At 67.5% G+C, this 26997-nt stretch carries 26 protein-coding genes and 1 pseudogene; 15 read left to right on the top strand and 12 right to left on the bottom strand.

Annotated features, from left to right (window positions below; genetic code table 11):
- Nucleotides 1–262: 262 nt before the first annotated feature.
- Both ACYVN4_RS33850 and ACYVN4_RS33845 read left to right on the top strand, forming a co-directional pair.
- Nucleotides 263–1969, top strand: coding sequence for a hypothetical protein (locus ACYVN4_RS33850; protein ID WP_460726166.1), 1707 nt, complete (start codon nucleotides 263–265; stop codon nucleotides 1967–1969).
- Nucleotides 1966–3543: an FAD-dependent oxidoreductase gene (locus ACYVN4_RS33845; RefSeq protein WP_460726164.1), complete on the top strand. Its 1578-nt coding sequence runs from the start codon at nucleotides 1966–1968 to the stop codon at nucleotides 3541–3543. The genes ACYVN4_RS33850 and ACYVN4_RS33845 overlap by 4 nt, the downstream gene beginning before the upstream one ends.
- A 12-nt stretch (nucleotides 3544–3555) precedes the next feature.
- On the opposite strand, the gene ACYVN4_RS33840 is transcribed toward ACYVN4_RS33845, so the two are convergent.
- Entirely contained in the window at nucleotides 3556–4305 is a 750-nt protein-coding gene (locus ACYVN4_RS33840) for an enoyl-CoA hydratase-related protein (protein ID WP_460726163.1), read from the bottom strand.
- A 114-nt stretch (nucleotides 4306–4419) separates the two neighbouring features.
- Between ACYVN4_RS33840 and ACYVN4_RS33835 the strand changes: the two genes are divergently transcribed.
- Nucleotides 4420–5967: a flavin-containing monooxygenase gene (locus ACYVN4_RS33835; RefSeq protein ID WP_460726161.1), complete on the top strand. Its 1548-nt coding sequence runs from the start codon at nucleotides 4420–4422 to the stop codon at nucleotides 5965–5967.
- 2 nt (nucleotides 5968–5969) lie between these two features.
- Here ACYVN4_RS33835 and ACYVN4_RS33830 read toward each other — a convergent pair whose 3' ends face one another.
- The 5 genes from ACYVN4_RS33830 to ACYVN4_RS33810 form a co-directional block, all read right to left on the bottom strand.
- Nucleotides 5970–6674, bottom strand: a complete 705-nt coding sequence (locus tag ACYVN4_RS33830; protein WP_460726159.1) for an LmeA family phospholipid-binding protein — start codon at nucleotides 6672–6674, stop codon at nucleotides 5970–5972.
- Nucleotides 6675–6746: 72 nt separating this feature from the next.
- Nucleotides 6747–8198 carry an amidase gene (locus tag ACYVN4_RS33825; protein ID WP_460726157.1) on the bottom strand — a complete coding sequence of 484 codons (1452 nt, stop codon included), beginning with the start codon at nucleotides 8196–8198 and terminating at the stop codon, nucleotides 6747–6749.
- Nucleotides 8199–8262: 64 nt separating this feature from the next.
- Nucleotides 8263–8919 (bottom strand): hypothetical protein, encoded by a 657-nt coding sequence (locus ACYVN4_RS33820; protein ID WP_460726155.1) that lies wholly within the window; start codon nucleotides 8917–8919, stop codon nucleotides 8263–8265.
- Nucleotides 8920–9236: 317 nt separating this feature from the next.
- On the bottom strand, nucleotides 9237–9479 hold the full coding sequence (locus ACYVN4_RS33815) for a hypothetical protein (protein ID WP_460726153.1): 243 nt from the start codon (nucleotides 9477–9479) through the stop codon (nucleotides 9237–9239).
- The gene (locus ACYVN4_RS33810; RefSeq protein ID WP_460726151.1) at nucleotides 9476–9649 is read right to left on the bottom strand and encodes a TetR family transcriptional regulator; all 174 of its coding nucleotides are present in this window, start codon (nucleotides 9647–9649) and stop codon (nucleotides 9476–9478) included. The genes ACYVN4_RS33815 and ACYVN4_RS33810 overlap by 4 nt, the downstream gene beginning before the upstream one ends.
- A gap of 20 nt (nucleotides 9650–9669) precedes the next feature.
- Between ACYVN4_RS33810 and ACYVN4_RS33805 the strand changes: the two genes are divergently transcribed.
- From ACYVN4_RS33805 to ACYVN4_RS33760, 10 genes are all read left to right on the top strand, one after another.
- On the top strand, nucleotides 9670–9969 hold the full coding sequence (locus ACYVN4_RS33805; RefSeq protein ID WP_460726149.1) for an SRPBCC family protein: 300 nt from the start codon (nucleotides 9670–9672) through the stop codon (nucleotides 9967–9969).
- Nucleotides 9970–10669: 700 nt separating this feature from the next.
- Nucleotides 10670–12259 (top strand): ArnT family glycosyltransferase, encoded by a 1590-nt coding sequence (locus ACYVN4_RS33800; RefSeq protein WP_460726147.1) that lies wholly within the window; start codon nucleotides 10670–10672, stop codon nucleotides 12257–12259.
- Nucleotides 12260–12403: 144 nt separating this feature from the next.
- Nucleotides 12404–12691: an LppU/SCO3897 family protein gene (locus tag ACYVN4_RS33795; RefSeq protein WP_460726145.1), complete on the top strand. Its 288-nt coding sequence runs from the start codon at nucleotides 12404–12406 to the stop codon at nucleotides 12689–12691.
- An 81-nt stretch (nucleotides 12692–12772) separates the two neighbouring features.
- Entirely contained in the window at nucleotides 12773–14293 is a 1521-nt protein-coding gene (locus ACYVN4_RS33790; protein ID WP_460726143.1) for an ABC transporter substrate-binding protein, read from the top strand.
- A 17-nt stretch (nucleotides 14294–14310) separates the two neighbouring features.
- Nucleotides 14311–15282 carry an ABC transporter permease gene (locus tag ACYVN4_RS33785; protein WP_460726141.1) on the top strand — a complete coding sequence of 324 codons (972 nt, stop codon included), beginning with the start codon at nucleotides 14311–14313 and terminating at the stop codon, nucleotides 15280–15282.
- Nucleotides 15279–16082, top strand: coding sequence for an ABC transporter permease (locus tag ACYVN4_RS33780; RefSeq protein ID WP_460726140.1), 804 nt, complete (start codon nucleotides 15279–15281; stop codon nucleotides 16080–16082). Before ACYVN4_RS33785 ends, ACYVN4_RS33780 begins: the two co-directional genes overlap by 4 nt.
- Nucleotides 16079–17509, top strand: coding sequence for an ABC transporter ATP-binding protein (locus tag ACYVN4_RS33775; protein WP_460726138.1), 1431 nt, complete (start codon nucleotides 16079–16081; stop codon nucleotides 17507–17509). Before ACYVN4_RS33780 ends, ACYVN4_RS33775 begins: the two co-directional genes overlap by 4 nt.
- A 4-nt stretch (nucleotides 17510–17513) precedes the next feature.
- Nucleotides 17514–17858 (top strand): DUF1801 domain-containing protein, encoded by a 345-nt coding sequence (locus ACYVN4_RS33770; protein ID WP_460726136.1) that lies wholly within the window; start codon nucleotides 17514–17516, stop codon nucleotides 17856–17858.
- Between the two features lie 6 nt (nucleotides 17859–17864).
- Nucleotides 17865–19166 (top strand): DUF2786 domain-containing protein, encoded by a 1302-nt coding sequence (locus tag ACYVN4_RS33765; protein WP_460726134.1) that lies wholly within the window; start codon nucleotides 17865–17867, stop codon nucleotides 19164–19166.
- 56 nt (nucleotides 19167–19222) lie between these two features.
- Nucleotides 19223–19774 carry a DUF2834 domain-containing protein gene (locus tag ACYVN4_RS33760; RefSeq protein WP_460726132.1) on the top strand — a complete coding sequence of 184 codons (552 nt, stop codon included), beginning with the start codon at nucleotides 19223–19225 and terminating at the stop codon, nucleotides 19772–19774.
- Here the strand turns inward: ACYVN4_RS33760 and ACYVN4_RS33755 are convergent.
- Nucleotides 19667–20921 (bottom strand): annotated as a pseudogene (locus tag ACYVN4_RS33755) (cytochrome P450). The gene ACYVN4_RS33760 and the pseudogene ACYVN4_RS33755 overlap by 108 nt on opposite strands.
- Before the next feature lie 239 nt (nucleotides 20922–21160).
- Between ACYVN4_RS33755 and ACYVN4_RS33750 the strand changes: the two are divergent.
- The gene (locus ACYVN4_RS33750; RefSeq protein ID WP_460726130.1) at nucleotides 21161–22072 is read left to right on the top strand and encodes a helix-turn-helix domain-containing protein; all 912 of its coding nucleotides are present in this window, start codon (nucleotides 21161–21163) and stop codon (nucleotides 22070–22072) included.
- Between the two features lie 85 nt (nucleotides 22073–22157).
- Here the strand turns inward: ACYVN4_RS33750 and ACYVN4_RS33745 are convergent, their stop codons facing one another.
- The 4 genes from ACYVN4_RS33745 to ACYVN4_RS33730 form a co-directional block, all read right to left on the bottom strand.
- On the bottom strand, nucleotides 22158–22379 hold the full coding sequence (locus ACYVN4_RS33745; RefSeq protein ID WP_460726128.1) for a DUF397 domain-containing protein: 222 nt from the start codon (nucleotides 22377–22379) through the stop codon (nucleotides 22158–22160).
- 310 nt (nucleotides 22380–22689) lie between these two features.
- Complete coding sequence (locus ACYVN4_RS33740) at nucleotides 22690–23700, bottom strand: alpha/beta hydrolase (protein ID WP_460726126.1); 1011 nt, start codon at nucleotides 23698–23700, stop codon at nucleotides 22690–22692.
- Nucleotides 23701–23833: 133 nt separating this feature from the next.
- Nucleotides 23834–24631 carry an MBL fold metallo-hydrolase gene (locus tag ACYVN4_RS33735; protein WP_460726124.1) on the bottom strand — a complete coding sequence of 266 codons (798 nt, stop codon included), beginning with the start codon at nucleotides 24629–24631 and terminating at the stop codon, nucleotides 23834–23836.
- 96 nt (nucleotides 24632–24727) lie between these two features.
- Complete coding sequence (locus ACYVN4_RS33730) at nucleotides 24728–25288, bottom strand: ester cyclase (RefSeq protein ID WP_460726122.1); 561 nt, start codon at nucleotides 25286–25288, stop codon at nucleotides 24728–24730.
- A gap of 183 nt (nucleotides 25289–25471) precedes the next feature.
- Here ACYVN4_RS33730 and ACYVN4_RS33725 point away from each other — a divergent pair, with 183 nt between their 5' ends.
- The gene (locus tag ACYVN4_RS33725) at nucleotides 25472–26080 is read left to right on the top strand and encodes a TetR/AcrR family transcriptional regulator (RefSeq protein ID WP_460726120.1); all 609 of its coding nucleotides are present in this window, start codon (nucleotides 25472–25474) and stop codon (nucleotides 26078–26080) included.
- Here ACYVN4_RS33725 and ACYVN4_RS33720 read toward each other — a convergent pair.
- Nucleotides 26052–26909, bottom strand: a complete 858-nt coding sequence (locus ACYVN4_RS33720; RefSeq protein ID WP_460726118.1) for an alpha/beta fold hydrolase — start codon at nucleotides 26907–26909, stop codon at nucleotides 26052–26054. The two genes, ACYVN4_RS33725 and ACYVN4_RS33720, sit on opposite strands and share 29 nt — an antisense overlap.
- Between the last annotated feature and the right edge of the window lie 88 nt (nucleotides 26910–26997).

Raw genomic sequence — 26997 nt, 5'->3', positions numbered from 1 at the left:
AGTCGAACATGTGCGCGTTGTCCTCATCGACTCCCGGCCCGCATCGACTCCCGGCCCGCCAATGTGGCACAACTTACACGGATAGGTGTGCCGCATGTTAGCGGTAATTTCGGTCCGGTTGACCGCCGCGGCCGTCCCTTTCGCCCTTTCTGCCGCCTTATCCCCGGCCAGGCGTGGATTCCCGCTCGGCTGCCTACTCTGACGCCGAGTGACTCGGGCACCGCACATGGGGTGGTTGACGATGACACGGGGAGGTTGGGCGATGACCCGCACTGAGATGACCCGCAGCGAAACAGCGCTGGAGATCCGCGACGGCATCCGGCTGAGCATGGTGACGCATCACGTCCCACTGCCGGAGTCGGCACCGGAGCATCCGGCCGAGTGCGACCAGCTGCGGCACCTGCGGGTCAGAGCGGCGGACGCCCCCGATGATCCGGCCCGCGCCGATGGGGTGATCGTGCTGCTGCCCGGGGCCATCGCCGGTGCTCGATCGCTGCAACCGCTGGGCCGCAATACCGTCCGCAACCTGGCCGCGGCCGGGGTGCGCGCCGAAGTGTGGGTGCTGGATCGGCGGGCCAACGGCGTGGAGGACCACTCCGCGATCGAGGTGGCGATGGCCGAGGGTGATTACCACCTGGCCTTCGACTACTTCTACGGCGGCAAGCAGGTCGGCGGCCGTAGCTTCGGCGGTTTCCACCGCGACCGTGACCTCGGCTTCCTGGCCGAATTCGGTTCCGCCCGCACCGTCGAGGACACGCACGCGGTGTTGTGCCGGGAGATCCCGGATGCCGACACCCGGGCGCAGAAGCTGTTCCTGGGTGGGCATTCGCTCGGCGGGATCCAGGCCGGGACCTATGCGGCGTGGGACTTCGACGGCCGTCCGGGGCACGACCAGATCGCGGGGCTGATTGCGCTCGACACCATCACGCATCTGGATCCGCTGCGGCTGCAACGGCGACGGACCCTGGCCGGGCCGCTGGGCATACTGGGCCGGGCGACCGGGATGGCTCCGGCGCTCATGCGGCGCAGGCTCGCGCCCAACAGCACCGCCTTCTTGAAGGGCGGTTGGGGCAATGCCGAGACGTTCGCCATCGTCGCCGCGGCGGGTGCGGCCGCGACCCTGGCACCGCACGAGGAGTCCGACATTCTGCGGCTGCTGCCCGACCGTGGCACCCCGGATCTGATCGTGCGCGGTTCCACCGCCCGCACCTGGCGTGAATTCCTCACCCGCACACCCGATTACCGCAGACTCAGACTCACCAATCAGGCGGTGTTGGGACTGCTCGGCGGCGCGCACACCTCGGTCAATCTCGCTGTGCTGTCGATGAGTTGCGGCACCCTCGACAGCGCGGACGTCGCGCCACGCACCTTCCCGATCTCGTTCGAGGCAGGCCGAACCCCTGGTGTGCGCCCGCTATATCAGGCCGCGTGCGGAACCGCCCCGCGCTACAGCCCGACATCCTTCGACACCCTCTACCGATGGCGTGACTACGATCGCTGCGGAACCCCCGACGCCCCAGCACAATTCACCCGCACCGGTATTCCCGCCGCCACCGGCGACAGCGAGGTGGTCAGTCTGGCGGAGCTGGCCGGGATCCTGGCCGGCGGTCGGCTCAATGTGTTCGAGGACTACTTCCCGATCCGCCAGCCCCTCGACGCCTTCGCCACCCTGGCCGGGTGCCGCACCGGTTCGCTCGCCGCAATACAGCATGAGAAGGGCGCTGCCAGACTGCCTTTCGTCAATCTGATGGGCGGCTCCAGCTTCACCCAGGTCATCGCCGGGCTGGGCGTGTACCCGGAAGACAACGTGCAATGGTTCCCCGGTTACCTGCATTGCGATCTGGCGGCCGGAGCCGATCCGCGCACGGACGGCAGCCCGGAGCCGATCGCCGCCCATCTGGCCGAGTTCGTCAGGTCTTATCTGCCCCGAACCGGCGCGCTACCGCTCGAGCAAAAGGAGTCACTGTGACGCACGACTTCGACTGGCTGGTCATCGGTTCCGGTTTCGGTGGCAGTGTTTCCGCACTCCGGTTGCAGGAGAAGGGATATCGCGTCGGCGTCCTGGAGGCCGGGCGACGCTTCGCCGACACCGATTTCGCCGAACGGGCCTCGCAGGTACGGCGCTACTACTTCCTGCCCGCGCTCGGGATGCGCGGCATCTTCCGTCCCACCCTGTTCAAGGATGTGTTCGTGGTGACCGGCGCCGGGGTCGGCGGCGGCTCACTCACCTACGCCAACACGCTGTATCGCAGCCGACCGGAGTTCGCGCGGAATCCGCAGTGGGCGCATCTGGGCGACTGGGATGCCGAACTCGCCCCGCACTATGACACCGCCGAACGCATGCTCGGGGTGACCAGCCTGCCGGAGGACACCGCCGCCGACACCCTGTTGCGGGAGTACGCCGCCGAGCACGGCTTCGCCGACACGTACGCCCGCAGCCGGGTCGGAGTGTTCCTCGGCGAGCCCGGAAAGACCGTCCCCGACCCGTATTTCGGCGGTGAGGGCCCCGACCGCGCCGGTTGCGTGCGCTGCGGATCCTGTCTGCTGGGCTGCCGTCACAATGCCAAGAACACCCTCGTCAAGAACTACCTCTGGTTCGCCGAGAGACGCGGCGCGCAGATCATGGCCGACCGCACCGTGATCGACATCCGGCCATTGGGCGCGGCCGACGGCAGCGACGGGTACGCGGTGACCACCGAGCGCACCGGAAGCTGGGTGCGACGCGACCGGCGGACACACACGGCCGGCGGCGTCGTGGTGGCGGGCGGGGCGCTGGGCACCAATCGACTGTTGTTGCGCTGCAAACTGTCCGGCTCTCTGCCGAACCTCTCGGAGCGGCTGGGAACGCTGGTGCGGACCAACAGCGAATCTATTCTCGCGGTGACCGCCCGCGACGACACCTACAACTTCGCGCAGGGTGTCGCCCTCACCTCCGGTGTCTACCCGACCCCGACCACCCACATCCAGCCCGTGACCTACGGCGCGGGAGGCGATTTCATGTCCCTGCTCACCACCCTGGCCACGTCGCGCGGCACCCGCCGTACCCGACCGTTCCACTGGGCGGCCACCGTCCTGCGCCACCCCGTCCGCTTCGCCCGCGCTTCCCGCATCCGGCACGCCTCACGGCGCACCATGCTGCTCACCACCATGGAGTCGGTCGACAATTCCGTCCGGCTACGGGTGCGCTTCCGCCTCCCGACCGGATACCCGGTCCTCACCACGGTCCAGGACCCGAATCACCCCATTCCCCAGTTCATTCCGGCCGCCTATGCCGCCGCCCAGGCCATTGCCGACCGGATCGGTGGCGTCGTGCGCGCCGCAGTGCCGGAGGCGATTCTGTCGATCCCCACCACCGCGCACATTCTCGGCGGCGCGGCCATCGGCGACTCCCCCGGCACGGGCGTCATCGACGCCCGGCATCGGGTGTACGGCTACCGCAATCTACTGGTGTGCGACGGTGCGGCCATCCCGGCGAATGTGGGCGTCAATCCGAGCCTCACCATTACCGCGATGGCCGAACGCGCCATGGCCTTGCTCGAGTAGACGCCCCGCGAATTACTTTCCGGTCCATCGGGGTTCGCGGCGTTCCAGGAATGCCGCGATGCCCTCGGCCGTGTCGTGAGATGACAGCGTCGCCGCCATGGCCGCCTCGGTGACCTGCCAGGCGCGCACGTCGTCGGCGGAGTTGAGGCGTTCGAGCGCGGTCAGGCTCTCGCGCACCGAGACCGGGGCGTTGCGGCAGATCCGTTGCGCCAGTGCGCGAGCCGACTGTTCGGCGGTCCCCGACTCGGCGACCTGGTTGACGAAGCCGAGCTGATAGGCCCGCTCGGCGGTCAGCGGATCACCGGTCAGCAGTATTTCCTTCGCCACGTTCAGCGGCAGCGCCCGGCGAGTGCGGAACAGGCCGCCGCAGGTGGCGATCACCCCCCGGGTCACCTCCGGCAGTCCGAAGGTGGCGGTGCGCCCGGCCACCACCAGGTCGCACGCCAGCACCAGTTCCATGCCGCCGCCGAACGCGTGGCCCTCGACCGCGGCGATCAACGGCTTGCCGATGCGGCGGCGGATGACACCGTATTCACCGCCGCGCGCGGTCTTCTCGCCCGATCCGGCGCTCAGGTCGGTGCCCGCCGAGAACATGGACTCGGTGCCGGTCAGCACCGCCACCCACAGGTCCGGGTCGTCCTCGAAGGCATTCAGGGCGGCGTCGAGCCCGGCGGTCATCTCGGCGTCGATCGCATTGCGCTTGTGCGGTCGGTGCATCCGGATGATGAGGGTCCGGTCGTCTCGTTCATGTTCGACGGTCATGCCTCGATCATGGCCGACCGTCCGGCGGGCCTCCGGGGGCGTGTCCGGTGCGGTCAATCAATTGGCACGCGAGGAATGACTCTCCGGCGGTGCCTGGACATAGGTTCCGTAACCATGACGCCGTTCTTCCAGATTCCCCTTCGCTCGCAGCGAGCTCAGGACGCCGGGCACAGCGAGCCCGATCTCGAGGTCGCGATCATCGGGGCCGGGTTCGGCGGGCTGGGTGCGGCCGTCGAGCTGCGGCGCGCCGGGATCGACCGGTTCGTGATCGTGGACAAGAATTCCGATATCGGCGGTACCTGGCACGCCAACACCTATCCCGGTGTGGCCGTTGATATTCCGTCCGTGTACTACAGCTTCTCCTACGAGCCGCCGCAGACCTGGTCGCGACTGTTCGCACCCGGTCACGAGGTGAAGGCGTACGCCGATCAGATCGCCGACAAGTACGGGCTGCGCGAACACCTGCTACTCGACACCCTGGTGGAGGGTGCGACCTGGGACGAGAAGAACCAACTCTGGCACATCGACACCGCCGAGGGTGGCACGTTCACCGCTCGGCATCTCATCGCGGCCATCGGCGGTCTCGAAGTCCCCCGCATGCCGGAGATTCCGGGCATCGACGAGTACACGGGCAAGGTGGTGCACACCGCCCGCTGGGATCACGAGTACGACTACCGCGGCAAACGGATCGCGGTCATCGGCACCGGAGCCACTGCGCTGCAACTGATTCCGGAACTGGCCGAAGAGGCGAAGCATCTGTCGGTCTTTCAGCGCACCCCGATCTGGGTGGTGCCCAAACCCGACTTCCGGGTCGACCGGGGCGTGAAGCAGGCCCTCGATACCGTGCCCGGTCTGCGCAGGCTGGTGCGGCTGGCCGTCATGGCGACCTTCGACACCGGTGTCTCGACGGCGGGCGTGTTCTATCGCGCCACCGGTCCGGTCATCGGGGCCACCGGACGAATCATCGAGCGCTGGTACGGAACCCAGGTCGACGACCCGCAGCTGCGCGACCGGCTGGCACCCGATTACGCGCTGGGTTGCAAGCGCCCATCAGTATCCAACCGCTACCTGCGCACCTTCACCCGCGATCACGTCGAGCTGATCACCGACCCAATCGAGAAGATCACCCCCACCGCCGTCGTGACCGCCGATGGCACCGAGCACGAGATCGACGTGCTGGTCTGCGCGACCGGGTTCAAGGTCATGGAGACCGGCGCGACCCCGCCGTTCCCGATCCGCGGCCGCCAGGGTATCGAGCTCGGAAAGTTCTGGCAGGACAACCGCTTCCAGGCATACCAGGGTGTCTCGGTGCCCGGGTTCCCTAACCTGTTCCTGATCACCGGCCCCTACGGTTTCGCCGCGGCCTCCTACCTCGCGATGATCGAGTGCACGGCCCGGCACGCCCGCCGCGTCATCACCGCCGCGCATGAGCGGCGGGCCACAACCGTCGAGATCCGCCAGGAACCGCACGACCGCTACTGGCGCAAATGCCTGCAGCGGCATCGCAATGCGCTGTGGCTCAACAACGACTGCGAGTCCTCACGGACCTATTACATCAACAGCCATCACGATGTGGCGGCCATCCGGCCCACCACGCATCTCGAAATGTGGTGGGGTAACAGCCGTTTCCCCCTCGACCATTACAGCTACACCCGCGCTTGAGCCTATTTGTTCGCGGGCACCTCGCTGAAGTGGACGTTCTGGGCCACCGCGGTGGCCTTCAACCCCTTGGCGTCCGGCTGGATACCGGTCAGCTTGGCACCGAGCGGCAGTTGCTTCAACGGCACGGTGAAGGTGAGCGATTTCCGCAGCGAGGCCAGGGGAATCGGGATTCCGCCCGCCACGGTCTTGACCGACGTGGGCGTGATCTCGATGCCCTCGTCGGTGGGGGTCACGGTCACCACCACGGTCGCCGGGACCGAGACGCCGCCGACCGGGAAGTTGCCCTTCACCGACAGTCCGTCCGCACCGTAGGACAGTGACTCGACACTGGAGGGCGCGTAGGTCTGCACGGTGTCGTAGGTGACCAGGGCGGTCGCCGTGGCGGTGCCCGCCACGAAGTTCGAGGTGCGTCCGTTCATCACGTCGCCCACCGAGGCGGAGACATCGGTCAACGCCACATCGACATCCTGGACCGACACCTTCTGCACGCTCCAATCCCCGACCTTGACGTCGATGTGGCCGTAGGAACCACTCAAGGCCTGGGTCAGGAACGGTATCCCGCCGATCGTCACCCGCGGCTGCGCCGTCAGGTTGTACTCGGTCTGGATGTGTCGGCCGATCTCGTTCTGCGCGAACACGACCCCCACCCGGTCGCCGACGATCACGGCGATCGCCAGTATCACGACCAATATCAACAATGTCCGCATGTGCTCATCCTCCCGGCCATCCCACCATCATGCTGGTATCGCGTCCGGGAGGGTCGAGCGAAACGTCTGCCGCTACTCCGGTATCCGGAATCCGCCGATCCGCTCTTCCAGCAGTTCGGCCACGCGCAGCGGAGTGCGGTCCTGATACATCGGGCCGATGAGCTGCACGCCGACCGGCAGGCCCGCCGGGGAGAGGCCGGTGGGGATCGCGGTGGCGGGCAGGCCGGGCATGGTCGCGACACCGGCCCAGATGATCTGGTCGCCATAGGGATAGGCGACGCCGTCGATATCGATGTGACGGGCGCGCATATCGGGGTTGTGGTCGTGCGGGAACGCGGGAGTCGGCGTGATCGGGCAGACGACGACATCGAATTCGGTGAAGAACTGCCGCCAGGCCCGGCGGACCAGTTCGCGGCGACTGCTCGCCAGTAGCCAGTCGCGGTGGCTGAGCACGGCGGACCGCAACCAGATGGCGTCGGCCTCCGGGGTGTCGGCGGGCAGTGCGGCGGCCATGGTCCGCAGCTGTTCGTACTGCTCCTCGGGCATGCCCATCGAGAAGCCCGAGACCAGCAATTGGGTGTAGAGCCGCGCGCTTTCGGTCAGATCCGGCAGCAGATCACTGTGCCGCTCGACGCGGGCACCGGCGGCGGTCAGCGCGTCGGCGACCCGGTTCACCCCGGCCCGTACCGCCGCGCCCGAGGGCAGCAGCGGATGGTCTTCCAGAATCAGCACCCGGTAATCGGAGAGCTTCTCGTGCCGGGCCGACGGCAGATCCAAGTCGTAGGCGAGGCCGCCGGTCAGCGGATCCGGTCCGGCCATCACGTCGAACAGCAGGGTGAGATCGCGGGCCGTGCGCGCCATCGGGCCCGCGACGGCGAGATCGAGATCGGCCGGAAGCGCAGGCAGCGGCGGCGGCACCATGCCGCGCGTGGCGACCAGCCCGAGCGTCGGCTTGTGCGCGTAGACGCCGCAGTAATGGGCCGGCACCCGCAATGACCCGCCGATGTCGGAACCCAGCGACAGCGCACCGAATCCGGCCGCCAGCGCCGCCGACGAACCGCCCGAGGACCCGCCCGGCGACCGGCTGTGATCCCACGGATTGTTGGTAGTCCCATAGATCTCGTTGTAGCTCTGCCAATCCTGCAGCATGAGCGGCACATTGGTCTTGCCCAGCACCACCGCTCCCGCCGCGACCACCCGTGCCACCGCCAGCGCGTCCTCGTCCGGGACGAAATCCCGCTGCGCGGGCATGCCCCACGTGGTGGGCAACCCTGCCATGTTGTAGGACTCCTTGACCGTCACCGGAACCCCGAGCAGCGCCCGCTCCTCGCCCCGGGCCCGCGCCGCGTCCGCCGCCCGCGCCGCCACCCGCGCCCGCTCGAAGTCCGGCACGCAGATCGCATTGATCGCCTTGTCGTCCCGTTCGATCCGGGCGATGGCCTCCTCGGTCAGTTCCACCGAGGTGACCTCTCCCGCCCGCATCGCGGTCAAAAGTTCCTCGGCCCCAAGAAAACTCCACTCCATACCAACGAAGCTACCCGCGCGTCGCCGGATCCCCGTGGAATCCGGCGACCAACGGCGGGCGCTATCAGCTGGCGGGGCCGAGGGCCAGCGGCTCGTATTCCACAGTGTCGGTGCCGGTTTCGTCGGCGACCGGGGATACCGCGCTGCCGGTACCCAGTGCCGCGCTGCCGCTGACGATCAATGCGGCAATGCCGGTGCCGGCGGCGGCGCCCACCGGAGCGGCCGCGGCGCTGCCCGCGCCGAGCGCTCCGCTGCCCGTGCCTGCCAACGCGGCGAGCGGTGCGGTCGCGGTACCCGCGGCGGCCAGTCCGGCACTGCCGGTGCCGAGTGCCGCACTGCCGGTGCCCAGCAGCGCCAGCGGTGTGCCGATACCCGCGGTGGCGGCACTGCCGGAGGCCCCGGCGGCCGCACTGCCGGTGCCCAATGCCAAAGCCGCCGCGCCCAATACGTCGCCGACGGGAGCTGCCGCCGCACTGCCCGCCCCGAGCGCGGCACTGCCGGTCCCCGCTCCTGCGGCCCACGGGGCGACGGCCACACTTCCGGTACCGAGCGCCGCACTACCACTCGCGATCAGCCCGGCGAGTCCGATTCCCGTTGCGGCGCTGCCGGTTCCGGCGAGCGCGACGGGGGTGACCGTGACCGCTCCAGCGGGGGTCGAAGCCGCACCGATCGCGGCCATCCCGAAGGCCAGGCCGAGGACTGTCACTCTTGCTACCAGCATGGTCGAGCACCTTTCGCCGGAGAATCCCGCGCGACCCGACATCGCACGGTCACGGCGACCATAAGATGAACCAGGCAGTCTCACAGTGCCAAAATCCGCCATCCAGCAAACAGGAAATGTCGATAGCGACCTGCTATTTCACGACAAACTTGAAGCGAACACCGTTGCCGCCGAGCAGATTTGGTGCAGTTGTTTCCAAATGGAATAGCTGTGACCAGTGAGGGGAATCAATCGGCGAACAGATGGTTACAGCCGGGCGACTGGATTCGCCCCGCGGCGACCCCCGTTCGCCGCGCGGTGCGGCCCCATGAGTTCGATCACACCGTGCTCGAGATGCCCGCTTCGAGCAGGTGGGCGGCGCGCTTGACGTCGGCGTTCACGGCCTGCTCGATCTTCGCGATCGCCCGGTTACCCTTCAGATGAACGTCGAGACTGCGGGATTGGATGCGCCACAAGCCGATCAGCGCGATCGCCGCGATATGAGATTCGGGGGCGTCGGCGGCGGCCCCCCAGCGCCGAGCGAGAGTCTCGGTGGCGATCTCCACCAGCCGATCGGTCATCCGATGCTGATGGGCCCGCAGGCCTGCGCGATCTCCGCCACGCTGACCGCGGCGAACCCCCGTTCGAGGAACATCTCGGTGGCGGTGTCGGACAGCTGCCCACGCAGCAGCCGCTTCTTTCGCTCGCGAAGCCCCTCGGGCTGCGACGCTTCCCAGTCAACGGTGCGCATCCGAAAACTTCCACACGGTCGTGGGCACCGAATTTCGTTTCATCGCGAAACCCAAGCCGGGCTGGAGCGGCATCGTCGACTGCGAGGTCCTCGAGGTCGACGAGCCACGGCTGCTGCGTTACTCGTGGCAGGGCGATGACGGCGACCACACCGAGGTGACCTACCGCCTCGAACCCCTGGCCACCGGCACCCGATTCACCTACGACCACACCGGATTCACCGGCCTCGGCGGCTGGTTCCTGTCGACCCTGCTGGGTAGCGTGCGGCGCAAGATGCTCACCGTCGGCCTGCCGGCCGTCCTCGACGATCTCGCGTCGTAACGCATCACGCGTGGTCGCGTCGGCCCCACGCGGGGGCCGACGCGCAGTTTCTTACCGGTGTTCGGTGTTGGCGTACGCGGATCCCGAGCTCGCCACTCCGGCGGCTCCCGACAACAGACTCATGATGACTCCAATGATGGCGCCCATGTTGATCTACATTCCTCACTGCGATTGCATTGGCGGATCTTCTATTCCGATGACAACCGTTATCACATGCCCACGAGTCCCGCTGCCGGACCGAATCAGTCATCGAATCGGTTACCGAATCCGCATCCCCGCAAAGTAAACGGAAAAAGAACGCTCGCGAAATTCGAATGAGAAAAGCCTCTTGTCCACATAGCATCGGCGTTAACACCCCGAACGGGAGTGGCGGCCTTCACATTTCCGGCCCACACGGCATGAGTGGGCAAATCCGTTGCCGAATAGGTCATCGAATCGGTCATCGCCTCGTAGCAAAACCGACGCAGCGCCCCTGAACAGCACTTATCCGGTCGATGGCCGGAATCCGCGACCCCGCAGCGCATTTGCGAACTCCGCCGCCACGCATTAACGTCACGCAAAACTGCAAAATCCGAGCAGGATTGCGAGCCCTCGTGCTCATCAAGTTCGCTGCCGGGGAGGAAACAGTTCGTCAGCGAGCAGATGCGATGCCACCGGAGGGAGTGTGGCATCGCCTGTCGGAAAGCATCAGGGGCAGTTCATGACAGCGGTCGTTTCGGTTCATACCGAACCGGAAGACATTACCGATATCCACCCACAGTTCGCCTTCCGCGGCGTCGCCGTGATGGCCGCGATCTCGACGATCGTGCTGACGGTGACCGCCGGGCGCTACGAGTTCTTCGGCGACGAACTCTATTTCCTCTCCGCCGGACGCCGGCTCGACTACACCTACGCCGATCAGGGCGTGGTGGTGGCCTTCTTCGCACACCTCGCGGACGTGCTGGCGCCGGGATCGGTGACGGCGGTGCGCTTTCCGGCCGTCCTGATGGCGGTCGGCGCGATCGTGGTGTCGGCGCTGATCGCCTACGAACTGCGCGGCAGCCGCCGCATCCAGCTGCTCGCCGCGGGCACCTACGCGACCTCCTACCTGCTGGTCACCCAGTGCGCGTTGAGCACCTTCTCCTTCGACGCCACCCTGACCGCCGTGATCACCTGGCTGTTCATCCGCTGGGTGCGCACCCGCCAGGACCGGCTGATCATCATCGCGGGATTGGTTGCGGCGCTCGACATGCAGGTCAAGTGGATGATCCCGCTGGTCTGGGCCTGCCTGGGCGTGGGTGTCATCCTGTGCGGCCCGCGCGAGATCCTGCGCCGCCCCGCGCTGTGGATCGCCACCGGCATTCTGGCGCTGTCGCTGGTCCCGATCCTGTACTGGCAGTCCCAGCACAACTGGCCGCAGCTGGCCATGGGCAGCATCATCGGCGCGGAGCAGGACGCCACGGGCTACGGCCCGCCGGGCTTCTTCCCGCAGTGGCTCGGTCTCGCCGGGTTCCTCGGCACGGTACTGATGGCGATCGGATTCTGGGCGATCGTCAAGCAGAAGTCGTTGCGCCCCTACCGTTTCATCGCCGTCGCCCTGTTGCTGATGACCGCGTTCGTCGTCATCACCCACGGCCGCCCCTACTACCCGACCGGCTTCTTCCCCGCCATGTTCGCGATCGGCGCCGTCGGTTTCGCACAGTATCCGCGCAAGCAGTGGATGAACCTGGCGGTGATCCCGCTCGTGGTGGTCACGGTGGTGACCTACATCGGCACGCTCACCGTGCTGCCGCTGCCGTCCAGCTGGCGCACCCAGACCGAGAACGCCATCGATCTCGGCATCCGTTCGGCGTTCTGGGGCACCACCAATTGGGACCGCATGGTCGCGGCCGTCGACGCCGGCTACGAAACCCTCACCCCCGAGGAGAAGGCGCACTCCGCCATCCTCACCCAGGGCTACTGGCAGGGCGGCGCGGTCGAGGAGTTCGGCGGCAAGTACGACCTGCCCGCCACCTACAGCCCCAGCCGCGGCTTCGGATTCTTCGGTCCCCCACCGACTTCGGTCACCACGGTCGTCTTCGTCGGCCTCGACACCGCCGAACCGGGCCTGCGCTCCCACTTCACCGACGTCGAGCGCGTCGGCACCCTCGACGACCCCATGGGCATCCCCGGCATCGACCGCATGGTCGCCGTCTGGAAATGCAAGGGCCCCAAGCAACCCTGGCCCACGCTCTGGGACTCCATGACCACCCTGTACTTCGACCTCGGCCACTGGCACGACCCCCGAGCCACCACCCGCCCCACCCGCTGAGCATTTTTCGGTTCCGGTCCGGAATTCCGGCGAGAACTCCTGAGCTGGCCCGATCCGCCCGCTCCGACACAGCGTTGTAGTCGGGAGCGGGCGCGCGATCGCACCGTGGTGGTGTCCTATCTGGAACCGCTTCGGGGAGAACACATGAACCGCTCGCGCATCATCGTCGCCGCAATCGCGATCGCACTCTCGGCCGGTCTCGCCGGTTGCGCCAAGACCGCCGAGAGCGCCGGACTCGGCGACTGCCTCGACCGTGGCGGCGACTTCACGCACCTGCGCGATATCAAGGTCGTCGACTGTTCCTCGGCCGATGCCAAGTACAAGGTCAGTGCCGTCTACGGGAAAGGCCATACGGCACAGGACTGTCCTGGCACCGGCGAGATCCTGTACTTCTACCGCGACGACAGCGTCTACTGCGTGTCCAAGGTCTGATCGTCGGCCTTTGCCTCCTGCCGCCTCGCGAGTTAGGTTACGCTCACCAAACATGGCGTGGCTCGAGGTGAAGGTGGGTTCGTGAGGGTTTCTCGGCGGCAGTTCATCGCGGGCTCGGGGCTGGGTGTGGCCGGGCTGTTGGTTGCGGCCTGCGGGTCGTCGGGGTCGAGTGGGAACGGGCCGCGTAGCGGTGGGGTGTTGCGGGTCGGGGCGTTGGGGAAGTCGGCGAAGATCGAGCGGGATCCGCACAAGACGTTGAGCAATGACAGTGACTTCATGATCGCGTCACTGGTTTTCGATGCGTTGACGGTGCCCGCGGCCAAGCCGAATGTCGCGCCGCGGCTCGCTTCGGGGTGGACGCAGCTGGAGGATCCGCGCAGTTGGCGGTTCACCATTGCGGCGGGTGCGAAGTTCCACGACGGGAGCCCGGTGCGGGCCGAGGATGTGGTGTGGTCGTTGCGGCGGCTGCGCGAGATCGCCGGGGAGACCAAGGTTCCGGTGGCTTCCGCGGATGCGATCAGCGCCGACGGGGTCGACGGGGTCCGGATCACGACGGCATCGCCGAATCGGGATCTGCCGATGTTGTTGCGGCTGATGACGTTTGTGGTCAAGGAGGGCACGACGGACTTCACCACGGCGGTCGGGAGCGGGCCGTTCCGGCTGGAGTCCTATCACGACGGCAATGCGCGTCTGGTACGCAACGACGCCTGGCACGGTGGCGCGCCGAAGCTGGACGCGATCGAGGTGCAGCGGTTCGAGAGCACGACCGCGCTGGCCAATGCGGTGCTGGCGGGGCAGATCGATCTGGCCTCCAATGTGGGCGCGGTCGCGGGGCGCACCGCGGCCGGACGCCGGGAACTGTCGGTGGTGCGGCGCGCCAACGACGTGGTCATCCCGATCGTGATGCGCACGGCCGACGGGCCTTTCGCCGACGCCCGGGTGCGGACCGCACTTCGGCTGGCGGTGGATCGCGACACGATGGTCAAGCAGATCACCTCCGGCTACGGCAGCCCCGCCAACGATGTCCTCGGCACCGCGGACGCGACCTACGACACCACCCTGCCGCAGCGCGGACGCGATCTCGCGCGGGCCCGGACCCTGCTGGCCGAGGCCGGTTTCGACACCGGTCGCACCTACCAGCTGGTGACCAAGGACGAGGCGGTCGGCGAGGTGGACTCGGCGCGGCTGTTCGCCACCCAGGCCGCGGAGGCCGGGGTCAAGCTGGAGGTGGTGGTGCAGGACGCGAACGTCTTCTACGACCAGACCTGGCTGAAAGCCCCGCTGTACACCGCGAATTGGGGCACCAACGACTCGGTGATCTTCTTCGCCAGCAAGACCATGGTCTCCACGACCAAATGGAACGAAGCCGGGATCCACGACCCGGATCTCGACGCCGCCTACCTGCGCGCCCTCTCGGCCACCGACGACAACGCCTATGCGGCGGCCAGCCGGGAGATCCAGCGCATCGAGTACGACCGGGGCGGCTATCTGGTGTGGGGCGCCGCGGACGGCGTCGACGTGGCGTCGACCAAGGTGCGTGACCTGCCGACGCTGGCCGGGTACGGGCGCGTGCAACTCGAACGGGCCTGGCTGGCCGGGTGACCATGTCAGGGGTGCCGATGTCACTGCTGCCGAAGGCATTACGGCCGCCGAACGGCTTGCGGCAAGTGACACCGTGGCTGCATCAGCTCGCCGTGCGGATGGCCACCCTGCTGCTGGTGCTTGGCGTGGTGTTCACCACGGTCGCGGTGCTCCCGGGCGGCGGTGCCGCGTCGGTGCTGGGCCGCGATGCGACACCGGAGCAGATCGCCGCCTACGAGACGGCCCACGGCATGAATCGGCCGCTGCCGCTGCGGTTCTGGTCCTGGCTGACGGGTCTGCTGCACGGCGACCTGGGCACCAGCCTGCGGGGCACGGCGATCAACGAGATGCTCGCGACGAAGTTCCCGAACACGTTGCTGCTCGGCGGAATCGCGTTGGCGCTCACCACCCTGGCCGCGATCACGGTGGGCGCGTGGTGGTTTCTGCATCCACGTGGACCGGCCCGGCTGCTCGACCCGGTCACCACCGCGGCGGTGGCGGTGCCGGAATTCGTGGTGGCCACGGTATTGGTGTTCACCTTCGCCCTTGGCCTGGGCTGGCTGCCCGCGGCGACCGTCACCGACGCCACCGGCGCACCCGATCCGGCATCGCTGGTGCTGCCCGTGCTGGCCTTGGCGATTCCCCAGTCCGCGTGGAATATTCGCGTCGCTCGCGCCGCCCTGGGCGAGGCCGCGACGCTGCCGCACGTGCACGCCGCCGAACTCGACGGCCTGGCGCCCCGGCGCATTCTGATCCGCCATGTGCTGCCCATCGCGGCCCCCACGATCGCCGCCTCGCTGGCGACGTCGGTCGGGATGCTGCTCGGCGGCGCGCTGGTGGTGGAGTCGGTGTTCAACTATCCGGGCATCGGATCGGTGCTGGCGGGCTCGGTCACCGACCGCGACCCGGCCGTGGTCGCCGCCGTCGTCGCGCTCGCGGGCGCGGCGATCACCGGGGTACTGCTGGTGGCGGATCTGGTGCGCGGCTGGTCGCTGCGGGGGCAACTGTGAACGCCACCAAGAGATTCGGCCTCCGCGCGTTGCTCGCAGTGCTCGCGGCAGTAGCGCTGGTTACCGTCGCGGGCCCGTGGATCGCCCCGCACGGCGTGCACGACAGTCTCGACATTCCCTTCACCGGGCCGTCGGGCGCGGCGTGGCTGGGCACCGATCACCTCGGCCAGGACGTGACGAGCAATCTGCTCGCCGGCGGTTGGGGTCTCATCACCCTCGCCGCGGTGATCGCGGTCGCGGTGACGGGCTGCGCCGCTGTGCTCGGTGCGACGGCGGCGTTGCGTCCGCGACTGGGTGTGGTGGTCGAACGGCTCACCGACGCTTCGATGTTGGTGCCGCCCATCCTCGCGATGCTGCTGGTCATGCTGTCGTGGCCCGATTCGGGAGCCGTGGGGCTGGTCGTCCTCGCCACCCTTATCGGCACCCCCTACTCGGCACGGGTCTTCGCCGCCGCGGCCGCCTCGGTGGCGGCGAGCGGGTATGTGGAAGTGGCTGTCGCGAGCGGGGAATCGCTGCCGTATCTGCTGGCGCGCGAGGTGCTGCCGAATCTGCGACCGACCGTTCTCGCCCAGCTCGGGCTGCGATTCGTCGAGGCCGTGTACCTGGTCAGCACTGCGGCGTTCCTGCAACTGCCCGCCGCGCTCGGGCAGACGAACTGGGCGATCATGGTGCGCGACAACAGCTCCGGCATCCTGCTCAATCCCTGGTCGGTCCTCGCCCCGGCCGCGGCGATCGCCATCGTCTCGATCGGCGTCGCCTGCGCCATCCGAACCTTCGAACCCCGGGAGCGGAGTCGATGAGCGAAACGCCGGTCGTCCTCGACGATCTCACCCTCACTGACCGCCGCACCGGGACGCCGATCATCGACGGCCTGTCGATGTCGCTGGCCACGGGCACCGTCACCGCGCTCACCGGCGGTTCGGGGTCCGGCAAGACGACCGTCATGAAGGCGATGCTGGGGTGGCTTCCGGACACGATCGGGCACGACGGCGGGACGCTGCGGGTCGCCGGGCAACAGGTCCTCGGACTCGATGCGGAATCCGTGCGGGCGTTGCGGCGCAACCAGATCTGCTTCGCCGGACAGGATCCGGGGTCGGCGCTCAACCCGACGCAACGGGTGCGGACGCTGCTCGGCGAGGCGGGCCCCGGCGGCAAGGCCGGACCCGGCACCGAGGCGGTCGAGCGGGCGCTGGCCCGGGTCGGGCTGGCACCGGCACTGCTGAACCGGCGGCCGGCGCAGCTGTCGGGTGGACAGCAGCGTCGGGTCGCGCTCGCCCGCGCACTGCTGCGGGACACCCCGATCCTGATCATCGACGAGCCGTTCGCCGGGCTCGATACCCGCGCCCGCGCAACCGTTTCCGAGCTGCTGCGCGAGCTGGCCGAGCAGGGCAAAACCGTTCTCGTCTCCGGACACGACCTGGACACCCTGCACGCGCTGGCCGATCACCACGTTCATCTCGGACCCCGCATGCGCACTATGGCCGCCGCTGCCGGTGCGGTCGAGGCGCCGTCGACCCCGAACCTGCTGACCGCCAGCGGAATCGGTCTCGACCGCGGCGGTCGCACGGTTCTCTCCGGTGTCGATTTCGCCGCCCCGGCCCGCTGCCTCACCGCCGTCCTCGGTGAATCGGGGGCCGGAAAGACCACGCTCGCACGAATTCTCGCCGGACTCGAACCCACGGCGACCGGATGCATGGCCCTGCACGAGCACACAGTTCCGCTGGCCGGGCGTCGCCGCGACAAGCTCACCCGCGCCCGGATCCAACTGGTCCCCCAGAATCCGCTCTCCACCCTCAATCCGTGCCGCACCATTGCCCAGATCCTCGAAAGACCGCTGGCCCGCAGCGGAATTCGCCGCCAGGACCGCGTCGCCGCCGTGGCCGACGCGCTGACGGCCGTCGACCTGGATCCGGGCCTGCGCGCCCGTCGTCCACACGAACTCTCCGGCGGGCAACGCCAGCGCGTCGCCATCGCCCGCGCGCTCGCCTATCGCCCCGATGTCCTGATCTGTGATGAGGTGACCTCCGCGCTCGACCCCGCCACCGCCGAGACCGTCATGGCGCTGTTGGCCCGCATCGCCGCCGACTCCGGTATCGCGGTCATCGCCATCGGGCACGACCTCGCATTGCTGGGCCGCCATTGCGGGCACGGCATCCTCGTCCACGAAGGCATCCGGGTGGCTACGGGACCCGTGCACGAACTGGTCGGGGCCTTGCAGAAGAATTGAGGGCATGGACACAGCCGTGAGCCGATATCGCGAGGAGATGGACCCCGCTCTGCAACCGCTGTTCGATCGACTCGACCGACTGATCGTCGGCACCTGCCCGGACGCCGAGGTCACGATGGCCTACGACATGCCGACCTATCGGGTGGGACGGCGTCGTCTGCATATCGCGGCCTGGAAGCACGGGCTGTCGCTGTATGTCGCGCCCGCTCGCGATGGTGGTTTCTCGGCACGCCATCCCGAACTCGCCTCCGGAAAGAGCACCATCAAGCTCCGGCCGGAGGACGCCGCGGGCATCCCGGATACGGATTTCCAGAACCTGGTGCGCGCCGCGCTGATCGAGGCGGGGTAGCCGATCGTGGGTAAGCCGAACCGCAAGCATCGGGCGGCCAAGCAGCGGGCGAGATCCGGCGGGCCCGACTTCTCGAGTCTGGCCGGGACCGACGGGCGGCCACCGACCGCCGCGGACATCGGCAACGCGATCATGACGGCCGCGATGGACGCGGCGCAGCGCGGGATCCGCGGCTCGGCCGCCGGTGATCCGGTCATCGCGTTCGCCGAGCGGCTGGCCGTCGACGATCCGCTCGCCGCCGAACTGGAACGCGGGGTATCCCTGGCGGGGCAGCACATCGTGACGCGGGCCTTCGAGAACGGCTGGCTGCCGGTGGACCTCGAGCAGGCGGCGCGACGCCGGGTCGACGAGTTCGCGGTCGGGTTTCTGATCGACATGATCGCCGGTTACATGGCTCCTTTCGAGCCCGCGACCGTCGACGAGACCTGGCTTGTTCAACTCGGTGATCTCGCCGCGGAGGTCTGGTGGTCGGAGGCGACGCCGTATTTCGGTCAGTGGGCGGCGAAACACATGCTGACCACCGCCGAGGCGCTCGGCACCGTGATCGACGCGCTCGCCCTGCTGATGCTGCTGCCGAAGCTGGAACTCATCCGGTCCTTGCCCGGCACCGCGCGCGCGACAGTCGTTGTCCCCCACCATGTCGATGAGAAGGTCCTCGGCCGGGTGCGCGGTCTGCTCGCCAAGGCCGAGTCCACCTCCTTTCCCGAGGAGGCCGAGACCCTCTCGGCCAAGGCGCAGGAGCTGATGACCAAGTACGCGCTGGATCGGGTGCTCGTCGACGCCGACCACGCCGTGCCGGATCTGCCCGGGGCGCGGCGTATCTGGCTCGACACCCCGTACACCGACGCGAAGGCCCTGCTGATCGACGTGGTCGCCACGGCCAACCGCTGCCGCGCCATCTTCGCCTCGTCCTGGGGCTTCATGACCGTCATCGGCGACGACGCGGATCTCGACGCCATCGAAATCCTGTCCACCTCGCTGCTGGTGCAGGCGACCCGGGCCATGATCGCCAACGGCGACAATGCTTCCCGCACCGACGAGGCCCGCACCCGAGCCTTCCGCAAGGCGTTCCTCATCGCCTACGCCACCCGCATCGGCGAACGCCTGGCCGCCGCCACCGCCGCCACCATCGCGGAATCCCCCGAGCCCCAACGACTCCTGCCGGTCCTGGCCTCCCACCAGCTCGCGGTCGACACAGCCTTCGACACCCTGTTCCCCCAAACCCGCAACCGCGGCATCAGCATTCGCAGTGCCGCCGGGTGGGACGCGGGCCGCGCCGCCGCCGACCACGCCCACCTCCAGCACTGAGGACCGAGCGCGCCAACCGGGTCACGCCGGGGGTCGCCGGACCATACACTCCGGCGATGTACGTTCTCAGCCTTGTAGTGCACGCGATCCTGGGCGTCGCGGTGACGGCCTGGATCCTGTGGGAAAACCGTTCCGCTTTCGCCTCGACGCGCGTCAGCCGACTCGAACTCGCGTATTGGGCAGTGGGTTTCGGGTCGGTCGCGCTGGGCTGGTTCTTCAATATCCGCTTCGTGCTCGAATACCACCACGTCGACCTGAACCCGCTGTGGGGTCCCGGGGCGAGTTGGACCGAATACGTCTACCTCATGTTCCCCAACTGGGCAGCCGACTCCGCCTCGCAGGACTACCTCTTCCTCAATGTCCTGGTCCTGCCGCTCATGTCGATCGCGGGCGGACTCCGCCATCGCATACCGAAACCTTGGCTGTTCTTTCTCAGCAGTCTGTTCACCAGTGCCGCCTTCGGATTCGTCCTCTACCTCATCGTGGCCGGGCGTCGGCGCTCAGCGGGCGGTCATGCGCAGCGGGAGGTGGCGGACGCCGGTGTGGCGGCTGCTGCGGGTCCACTCGACGGGTCCGGCGAGTTCGAAGGCGTCGAAGCGGGCGAGTAGTTCCTCGAAGACGACGCGCAGCTCCAGACGGGCGAGGTGGGCGCCCAGGCAGAAGTGAATGCCGTGGCCGAAGCCCAAGTGCGGGTTGGGGTCCCGGTGGATGTCGAAGGTGCTCGCGTGTGGGAAGCGGTTCTCGTCTCGATTGGCGGAGGCCTCCCAGACCAGGACCTTCTGGCCCGGTGTCAGGTGGTGTCCGCCCAGTTCGGTGTCGCGGGTGACGGTGCGGCGCTTGGACGGCGAGGGGGCGGTCCAGCGCACGATCTCCTCGACGGCGCTCGGCAGCAGCTGGGGATCGGCGCGCAATTCGGCTAGTTGCGAAGGGTTTTCGAGCAGCACCAGCAAACCGGCGGCGATGGCGTTGCGGGTGGTGTCCGAGCCGCCCGAGAACAGCAGGTTGAAGAACGAGCGCAGTTCCTCGTCCGACAGGCGCGACGGATTCTCCTCGGGCATCTCGGCGTGCACGACCAGCGAGAGCATGTCCGTGCCCGGATGCGCACGGCGCTGGGCGATCTGGGCGAGACCGTAGGCGTAGAGCTCCTCCATCGAGGACTTCCGCGCCGGGGTCATCGTCAGATAATCCTGCCCGCCGGGAATGTCGAAGACGTGCTCGATGAGACCGAACAGGTGATGGCGGTCCTGCTCGGGGATGCCGAGCAGGAAGCAGATGGCCTGCATCGGCAGTTCCGCGGCGATCTCGGTGAGGAAGTCGTGTTCGGCGCCGCTGACCACCGAGTCCAGCAACCGACCGGTCCGTGCGCGGAGATCGTCTTCCAGTGCACGAATCGTCCTGGGCGTCAAACCTTTCGACACCAGTCGACGGATCCGGGCGTGACGTGGGTCGTCCATCATGTTGAGCACCACGCCCGCCATCGGCAGATCCTGCAGCACGGTCCCGCCGTAGGCGCGGCTCCCGCCGGTCTCGGAGGAGCTCGGAGGAGAAGGTGACCGGGTCGGCCAGCACCTCCTTGGTTTCGGCGTAGGTCGCCACCGACCAGAACCCCTCACCGTCGGGCGTGTGCGAGGTGGGTTCGTGCCAGAACACCGGGGATTCGGCGCGATGCAGCGCGAAGAGCTCGTGCGGGAACCCCGCGGCGAAGTTGTCCAGATCGGTGAGATCCAGGGAGGAGAGCGACACTGCCATGTTCAACAAGCTATACAGGCCGCGCGCTCTGGGAGGTGCACTCGGCCGATCGCCGCCGGGCGACCGCGCGGTGGATTTGCTTCCGCGACAACCGGATAGCGGTGTTGCGTAGGCCACAGTCGCCGCCGCCGCGCCACACCGACCAGCAGGTTTCCATGGCCGGGGTGCGCGTGATTCACGTTGCGACCGGCCGAGTCTTGACTCCGCTGAATCGAAATGATTCGATCTGAATCATCATGGTTCCAGTGAATCGACCCGCGGAGGGCGCAACCGGAGCGGCGCAGGGGGCCGCGAATCCGATTGCGCACCAGTCGCGCCCGCGCCAGCAACTGGCCGCGGAGCTGCGGCGGTTGCGGGATCTGGCCGGGATCTCCGGTCGGGAGCTGGCCAAGCAGGTCGGAATCAGCCAGTCGACGCTCTCGCGGATCGAGGCCGGGCACGTGGTCCCGCCCCTACCTCAGGTGCTCGACTGGGCCAAAGCAGTTGGGGCGGAAGCTGATTACCATGCCTCGCTACGCGCGCTCACCGAGGCAGCGCACACGCCGGAGGTGCACGACTGGGCGGCTTCACTGGCCCAACGGCCGCACCTCCAGGACGATGTTCGAGCCTTCGAGGAAGACGCACAGATCGTGCGGAACTTCCAGCCCGCGCTGGTGCCGGGTTTACTGCAGACCGCCGACTACGCCCGCCGGGTGTTCGCGACGTTCGATCCGCCCTATGCGCCCGATGCGCTGGCCGCCGCGCTCGCCGCCCGCCTGGATCGCCAGCGGGTGCTGTACGACCCGGCCAAGCGTTTCGAATTCTTGATTACCGAAGCGGCGCTGCGCTTTCGGCCCGGCCCGCATCGCGTACTGCTCGCCCAACTGGACCGGATCATTTCGATCGAGACCCTGGATACGGTCGTGATCGGAATAATTCCGCAGGATATCGAGGCGAGCACCACCATCCCGCACGGTTTCGTCATCTACGAGAACGAGGATCATGCCCTCGCCTCCGCGGAACCGATTCCCGGAAACATGGTGACACGCGGTCCCGAACTCGTCGATGCCCATCGTCGCCGCTGGGTGGCCTTGACCCGAATGGCCTTATTCGACAGCGATGCCCGGGTATTCCTCGCCGAATTGCGAGACGAAATCCACCGCATCGCAACCAACTGACCTGTTTCCAGCGGCCGCACGAGGGGTCGGCCGCATGTGGGGGTGGTGGTGTCGCAGCGCATACGCTGCGACACCACCTTTCCCGTCAGTCGACGAAATCGAATTCACCGGCACGCACGCCCGAAACGAACGCCCGCCACTCGGACCGGGTGAACCACAAGGTCGGGCTGTGCCGATCCTTGGAATCGCGCACCGCGATCTGACCCTCGTGGTGAGCGACCTCGACACAATCGCCGCCACCGTAGCTGAAACTGCTCTTGAAGAACTTCGGACCGCGATACTCGCCGCGAACCATGTTGCAGTTCACATTCATTCCTTCCCCCCGGAGCGCCACTCCCCATGGCCCTCGCATGAATCACTTACACCGACCACACTGCTATCCGAACCACCTACCGCGCAACCGAATTCGTCCGGACTTGCCCGCCGCCGCTTCGATTTCCTCATACACGCAACCCTACGGCGACCCACCGACAAGAAACCGCCTCCCAACGGGCCGAGAAAATTCGATCTTCAATCACGCGTTACGGGTGGTAATACCGGTGATTCGTACACGACTCGGATGGTCGCATGCGGGCTGCCACAACGGCATCCGATTTTTGCGGGTGCCGGTCGTGTGCTCAGGGTGTGGTCAAGCCCATGCCTTGGGCGAGGAGGGGCCAGGAGTCGTGGAGGGCCTGTTCCCAGTAGGGCCAGTAGTGGGTGCCTACCGGGGTGAATTGGTAGGTGGCGGGGATGGAGAGGGTGTCTAGGCGGGATTTGAGGTTGTGGGTGCAGGCGTTGACGGCGGCTTCGATGATGATGCCCAGGGCCAGGGAGGTGGGGCCGCCGGTGGAGAGGTAGTAGTGGACGTCGTCGGCTACCGGGATGCCGCTGCCGCTGGAGATGTAGAGCTGTGTGCCGCGGAGCTTTTCGGCATTGATGACGGGGTCGTTGGCGGCCCACAGGGGGCTGTCGGAGGGGCCGTACATGTTGGCGGTGTTGCCGCCGCCCCAGGCTTCGACGGAGAACTTGACGAATTGCTGGCCCATCGGGTCGGCGATCTGGGCGCAGCCGCTGTAGGCGGCGACGGTCTGCCACAGGCCGGGTTTGGCCTCGGCGAGCGCCAATACCGAAGTGCCGGAGGTGGATAGGCCGGTCAACGCGTTGCGGCCGGTCGAGTGCAGGGCGTCGTCGAGCAGCGGCGGTAGCTCCTCGGTGAAGAACGTCTTCCATTCGTTCACGCCCAGCTGGGGATCCGGTTTCAGCCAGTCGGCGTAGTAGCTGCCGAATCCGCCGATCGGCTGAATCACGTTGACCTGCTTGTCGGCCAGCCAGCCGATGGCGTCGGTCTGGGCCTTCCAGTTCGCGGTGCCCTCACCGCCGTCGAGACCGTTGAGCATGTAGAGATTCGGGGCGGGCGTCGACTCGTCGACCGGCCGCTGCACGTCGACGGTGATGTCCTTGCCCATCGCCGCCGAGTACACCTTCAGATGCCAGTTGCGCCCGTCCTTGGTGATCGAGCTGATGGCCGAAGGCTTTTCGGGTTCCGCCGACCCGGCGCCACTGAGCATGGTGGTGGAAAGTGCTGCGGCGAGGGCGAACACACCTGTCCGGACAACGGCCGCGCCACGTAGTGCAGAGAATCTCATCGAACAGTCGGTTCCCATCCGGGGTCGTCATCGGCTACGTCGAGGCGACGACCTGGCCCCGCGGACCATCCATCCCCCCGACCCGTACGTCTACGACCGACACAGAACCGTTACAGCACAGTGCTGTTCGGTGTCAGTCGCCGCGCTGCCGGGCGCGGCGGAGCAGCACCGGATCGTGGGCGTTGACCAAGAGAAGTCCGGGAGTCTCGGTGCTCCACAGTTCGGTGAGCCGTTCGTGGTTGGCCCGCACCCGCCGCATATCGCTGGCGACGAAGCGCTCCATCAGGGTCAGGGCCGGTGGCACACGGCCGCCACCGTCGATCTGCCCGTGGTGGTAGAACGCGTCGCCCGCGTGCAGGATCCACCGCTCACCGGTATCGATGGCAACGGCGGCATGGCCGCGACTGTGGCCGGGCAAGCCGATGATGGCGAGGCCGGGCGCGATGTCGGTCAGCTCTTTCGTGGCGGCGAACCCGTTCCAGGATTCCCCGTCACCGGGGTTGTGGCACAACAGGTTCGGGTGGTGGTCACGTTGCGCCTGCAGGTATCGGCGCTTTTCGACGAGGCTTCGCGGGTGCAGCGCCGCGTCGGCTTCGGTGGCGGTGAGATGCACTCTTGCCCAAGGAAAGTCAGCCAGCCCGCCGACGTGATCGGCATCGAAATGGGTGATGACGATGTCGCGAACATCGTGCGGGTCGAAGCCCAGGCATTCGATCTGCCGGATCGCGGTCTCGTTCTCGTCGAAGCGCGGCCGCACGTAGAAGCGTGCCGGGCCGAAACGTCCGGCCGGATCGGCGATATCGCGCAAACCGAGCCCGCTGTCCACCAGTGCGAGTCCGGTGGCGGTTTCCAACAGCAGCACGTGGCAGACCAACCTTTCCGGTGTGCCCGGCGGGTGCATGGTGCCGCAGTTGAGGTGATGGATCCTCATCCGAGCGCCTCCAGCATCGCGGCCATGGCAGCGGGATCGCCACCGACGAGCGCACGCATTGCCACGGTCTTCTCCTGAGCTCGTTCGAGTGGCGGGTTAGCCGAGGTCGGGTGGGATGGTGGCGAGCAGGCGCGGGTCCGGTTCGGTGCCGGCCGCGGCGAGGGCTCCACCGAGAGCCCTTGCGAGCGTCAGCAAGTCGCGCGGGCTGCGCCGATCCAGGCCGCCCAGTAGCTGTTTGAGGACGGTGAGCTGGTCGAAGTAGATGCGTTCGACCACCAGGCGCTCGTGCTCGTCGAACACGAAGTATGCGGTCATCCTGGTCCGGTGGGCCGACCCGGTCGGCGGGATCTTGCCCAGCGGACCGAGATGCGTTCCCAGCAGCCAGAATTCGACGATCACCGCATCATGGCTATGGCGCAACGCGATGATCTCGTGATCCTGGTCGGGGAACGCGACGCGAGTGTCGCGATAGTAGCCCCGCACCTCGCCGTCACCGTCGTGCACGACCATCGGGGCGATCAGCTCGTAGTGCGGATGCGGGAACGTGAAAAGCGTTGCGTCCCAGTCCTGAGCGACTTCGTCATGGAAGTGATCAAGGACCACTTTCTCCCGTGCGCGCAGGACGTCTTCGGGAGGCAGGGTGAATCGTGACGACATCGGATCTCCTCGGAGCCGCAGTCTTCAAATATCCACGGCGTGGGTTTTCTCACCCTCAGTTAAACCCACAGTGTGGATTAAAACAAGAGCGTGGGGCAGAATGGCCGCATGCCCAGCCCCGCTCCCCCAGCCCGCCGCGGACGACCTCCGAAAGGAGCCGGGCAGCTCACTCGCTTCCGGATCGTGGAGGCAACACTCGAGGTGATCGATCGCGAAGGTGTCGATACGGTCGGGATGCGCGCCGTCGCGCGGGTGCTGGAGGTCGACCCGAAGAGCCTGTACAACCACGTCGACGGTAAGGACGGTTTGCTCGACGCCGTCGCCGAGCACCTACTGGGCTCGATCGAATTACCCACGCGCACCGGCGATCTGCGGACCGATCTCCGCGCGATCGCGACGGCCTTCCGCGATCGCGCATTGCTGCATCCCGCCGCCGCGGCCCTGGTCCTGACCCGGCAGTTGGCTTCTGTGGCGGGTTTGGCACCGATCCAGGCGGTGCTGGAGATCCTGCGCGCCGCCGGGTGCGCGCCCAACGAAGCGGTACACCTACTGCGCACCATGCTCGCCGCGCTCATCGGAACCGTGCTCCGTGAGGTGAACGCCGGTCCCGTCTACGGCACCAGCGACACCGCCGGTATCGCCGCCCGCCAGACGATCCTCGAACAATCCGGCCTACCAGCGGTCGTCGAAGCCGCCCCCTATCTCGCCCGCTTCGACAGCCAAGCCGAATTCGACTTCACGATCGACGTAGCCCTCGACGCCGTCATCGCCCGCATTCCCCCACCCGGCTGATCCAGGCGATCAGGTCGTCCTCGACCTCGGCACGGTTGAGTTCGTTGAGGATCTCGTGGCGCGCGCCTGGGTAGACGCGGTAGGTGATGTCGGTCAGACCGGCGTCGCGGTAGCGGGCGATCAGCAGGTCGCTCAGTCGCAGGTCGTCGTTGAGCGGGTCATGGTCGCCGACCATCACGTAGAGGGGAAGGTCGGCGGGTACGGTCACCGGCTTCGACAACCGGTCGGCGGCAACCGATGCCAGCGAGGCCATGTTGGCGGGGTCGATCTCGAATCCGCACCACGGATGCGTCACGTACGCGTCGACCTGGGCCTCGTCACGGCTGATCCAGTCGGCCGTGGTTCGGATCGGCTGGAACCGGGCGTTGAAGAACTCCGAGAGATCTCCCTCGGCCGCGGCGATGGCGGCGAACAGCTGGTCGACTGCTGTGGTCCCGCACAATACGACGTCGTCGACCAGTCCCGAGTGATCGAGGATGTACTGCTGAACGGCGAAGGATCCGAGGCTGTGGCCGAACAGCACGACCGGGATTCCGGAGTGCTTGTCGCGCACCGACTTCGTCAATGCCACGAGGTCTTCCACCAGCAGGTTCCAGCCGTCGGGACCGAGGTCACCGGGCGTTCCGGCGATGCTGTGGCCGTGGCCGCGATGGTCATTCGCGTACACGGCGTAGCCGCGGTCGGCGAGGCGCTCGGCGAGATGCGTGTAACGGCCGGCGTATTCGCCCATCCCGTGCGCGATCTGCACGATGCCGATCGGCTCACGATCGGTCGGCAACCATTCGCGAACGTGAATGATGGTGCCGTCTCTGCTGGTGAATGTGGACATGCAGAAGAGCGTGGCACCGACGGGTCGGCGGTCCCATGGTCGCGGGAACAGCATCGCTGCCGCCGCGATTGTGCTCGGGAACAGTTGC

It is taken from the genome of Nocardia heshunensis, from assembly GCF_054782115.1.
Note: the sequence above shows the minus strand (reverse complement) of the source record. Positions and strands in the feature narration are given on the sequence as shown.

What these genes read in the sequence shown, in the direction of transcription:
- ACYVN4_RS33850 (WP_460726166.1), top strand. Translation starts at nt 263, where the DNA reads ATGACCCGCACTGAGATGACCCGCAGCGAAACAGCGCTGGAGATCCGC.
- ACYVN4_RS33840 (WP_460726163.1), bottom strand. Translation starts at nt 4,305, where the DNA reads ATGACCGTCGAACATGAACGAGACGACCGGACCCTCATCATCCGGATG.
- ACYVN4_RS33835 (WP_460726161.1), top strand. Translation starts at nt 4,420, where the DNA reads ATGACGCCGTTCTTCCAGATTCCCCTTCGCTCGCAGCGAGCTCAGGAC.
- ACYVN4_RS33830 (WP_460726159.1), bottom strand. Translation starts at nt 6,674, where the DNA reads ATGCGGACATTGTTGATATTGGTCGTGATACTGGCGATCGCCGTGATC.
- ACYVN4_RS33825 (WP_460726157.1), bottom strand. Translation starts at nt 8,198, where the DNA reads ATGGAGTGGAGTTTTCTTGGGGCCGAGGAACTTTTGACCGCGATGCGG.
- ACYVN4_RS33820 (WP_460726155.1), bottom strand. Translation starts at nt 8,919, where the DNA reads ATGCTGGTAGCAAGAGTGACAGTCCTCGGCCTGGCCTTCGGGATGGCC.
- ACYVN4_RS33815 (WP_460726153.1), bottom strand. Translation starts at nt 9,479, where the DNA reads ATGACCGATCGGCTGGTGGAGATCGCCACCGAGACTCTCGCTCGGCGC.
- ACYVN4_RS33810 (WP_460726151.1), bottom strand. Translation starts at nt 9,649, where the DNA reads ATGCGCACCGTTGACTGGGAAGCGTCGCAGCCCGAGGGGCTTCGCGAG.
- ACYVN4_RS33800 (WP_460726147.1), top strand. Translation starts at nt 10,670, where the DNA reads ATGACAGCGGTCGTTTCGGTTCATACCGAACCGGAAGACATTACCGAT.
- ACYVN4_RS33795 (WP_460726145.1), top strand. Translation starts at nt 12,404, where the DNA reads ATGAACCGCTCGCGCATCATCGTCGCCGCAATCGCGATCGCACTCTCG.
- ACYVN4_RS33785 (WP_460726141.1), top strand. Translation starts at nt 14,311, where the DNA reads ATGTCACTGCTGCCGAAGGCATTACGGCCGCCGAACGGCTTGCGGCAA.
- ACYVN4_RS33775 (WP_460726138.1), top strand. Translation starts at nt 16,079, where the DNA reads ATGAGCGAAACGCCGGTCGTCCTCGACGATCTCACCCTCACTGACCGC.
- ACYVN4_RS33770 (WP_460726136.1), top strand. Translation starts at nt 17,514, where the DNA reads ATGGACACAGCCGTGAGCCGATATCGCGAGGAGATGGACCCCGCTCTG.
- ACYVN4_RS33760 (WP_460726132.1), top strand. Translation starts at nt 19,223, where the DNA reads ATGTACGTTCTCAGCCTTGTAGTGCACGCGATCCTGGGCGTCGCGGTG.
- ACYVN4_RS33740 (WP_460726126.1), bottom strand. Translation starts at nt 23,700, where the DNA reads ATGAGATTCTCTGCACTACGTGGCGCGGCCGTTGTCCGGACAGGTGTG.
- ACYVN4_RS33735 (WP_460726124.1), bottom strand. Translation starts at nt 24,631, where the DNA reads ATGAGGATCCATCACCTCAACTGCGGCACCATGCACCCGCCGGGCACA.
- ACYVN4_RS33730 (WP_460726122.1), bottom strand. Translation starts at nt 25,288, where the DNA reads ATGTCGTCACGATTCACCCTGCCTCCCGAAGACGTCCTGCGCGCACGG.
- ACYVN4_RS33720 (WP_460726118.1), bottom strand. Translation starts at nt 26,909, where the DNA reads ATGTCCACATTCACCAGCAGAGACGGCACCATCATTCACGTTCGCGAA.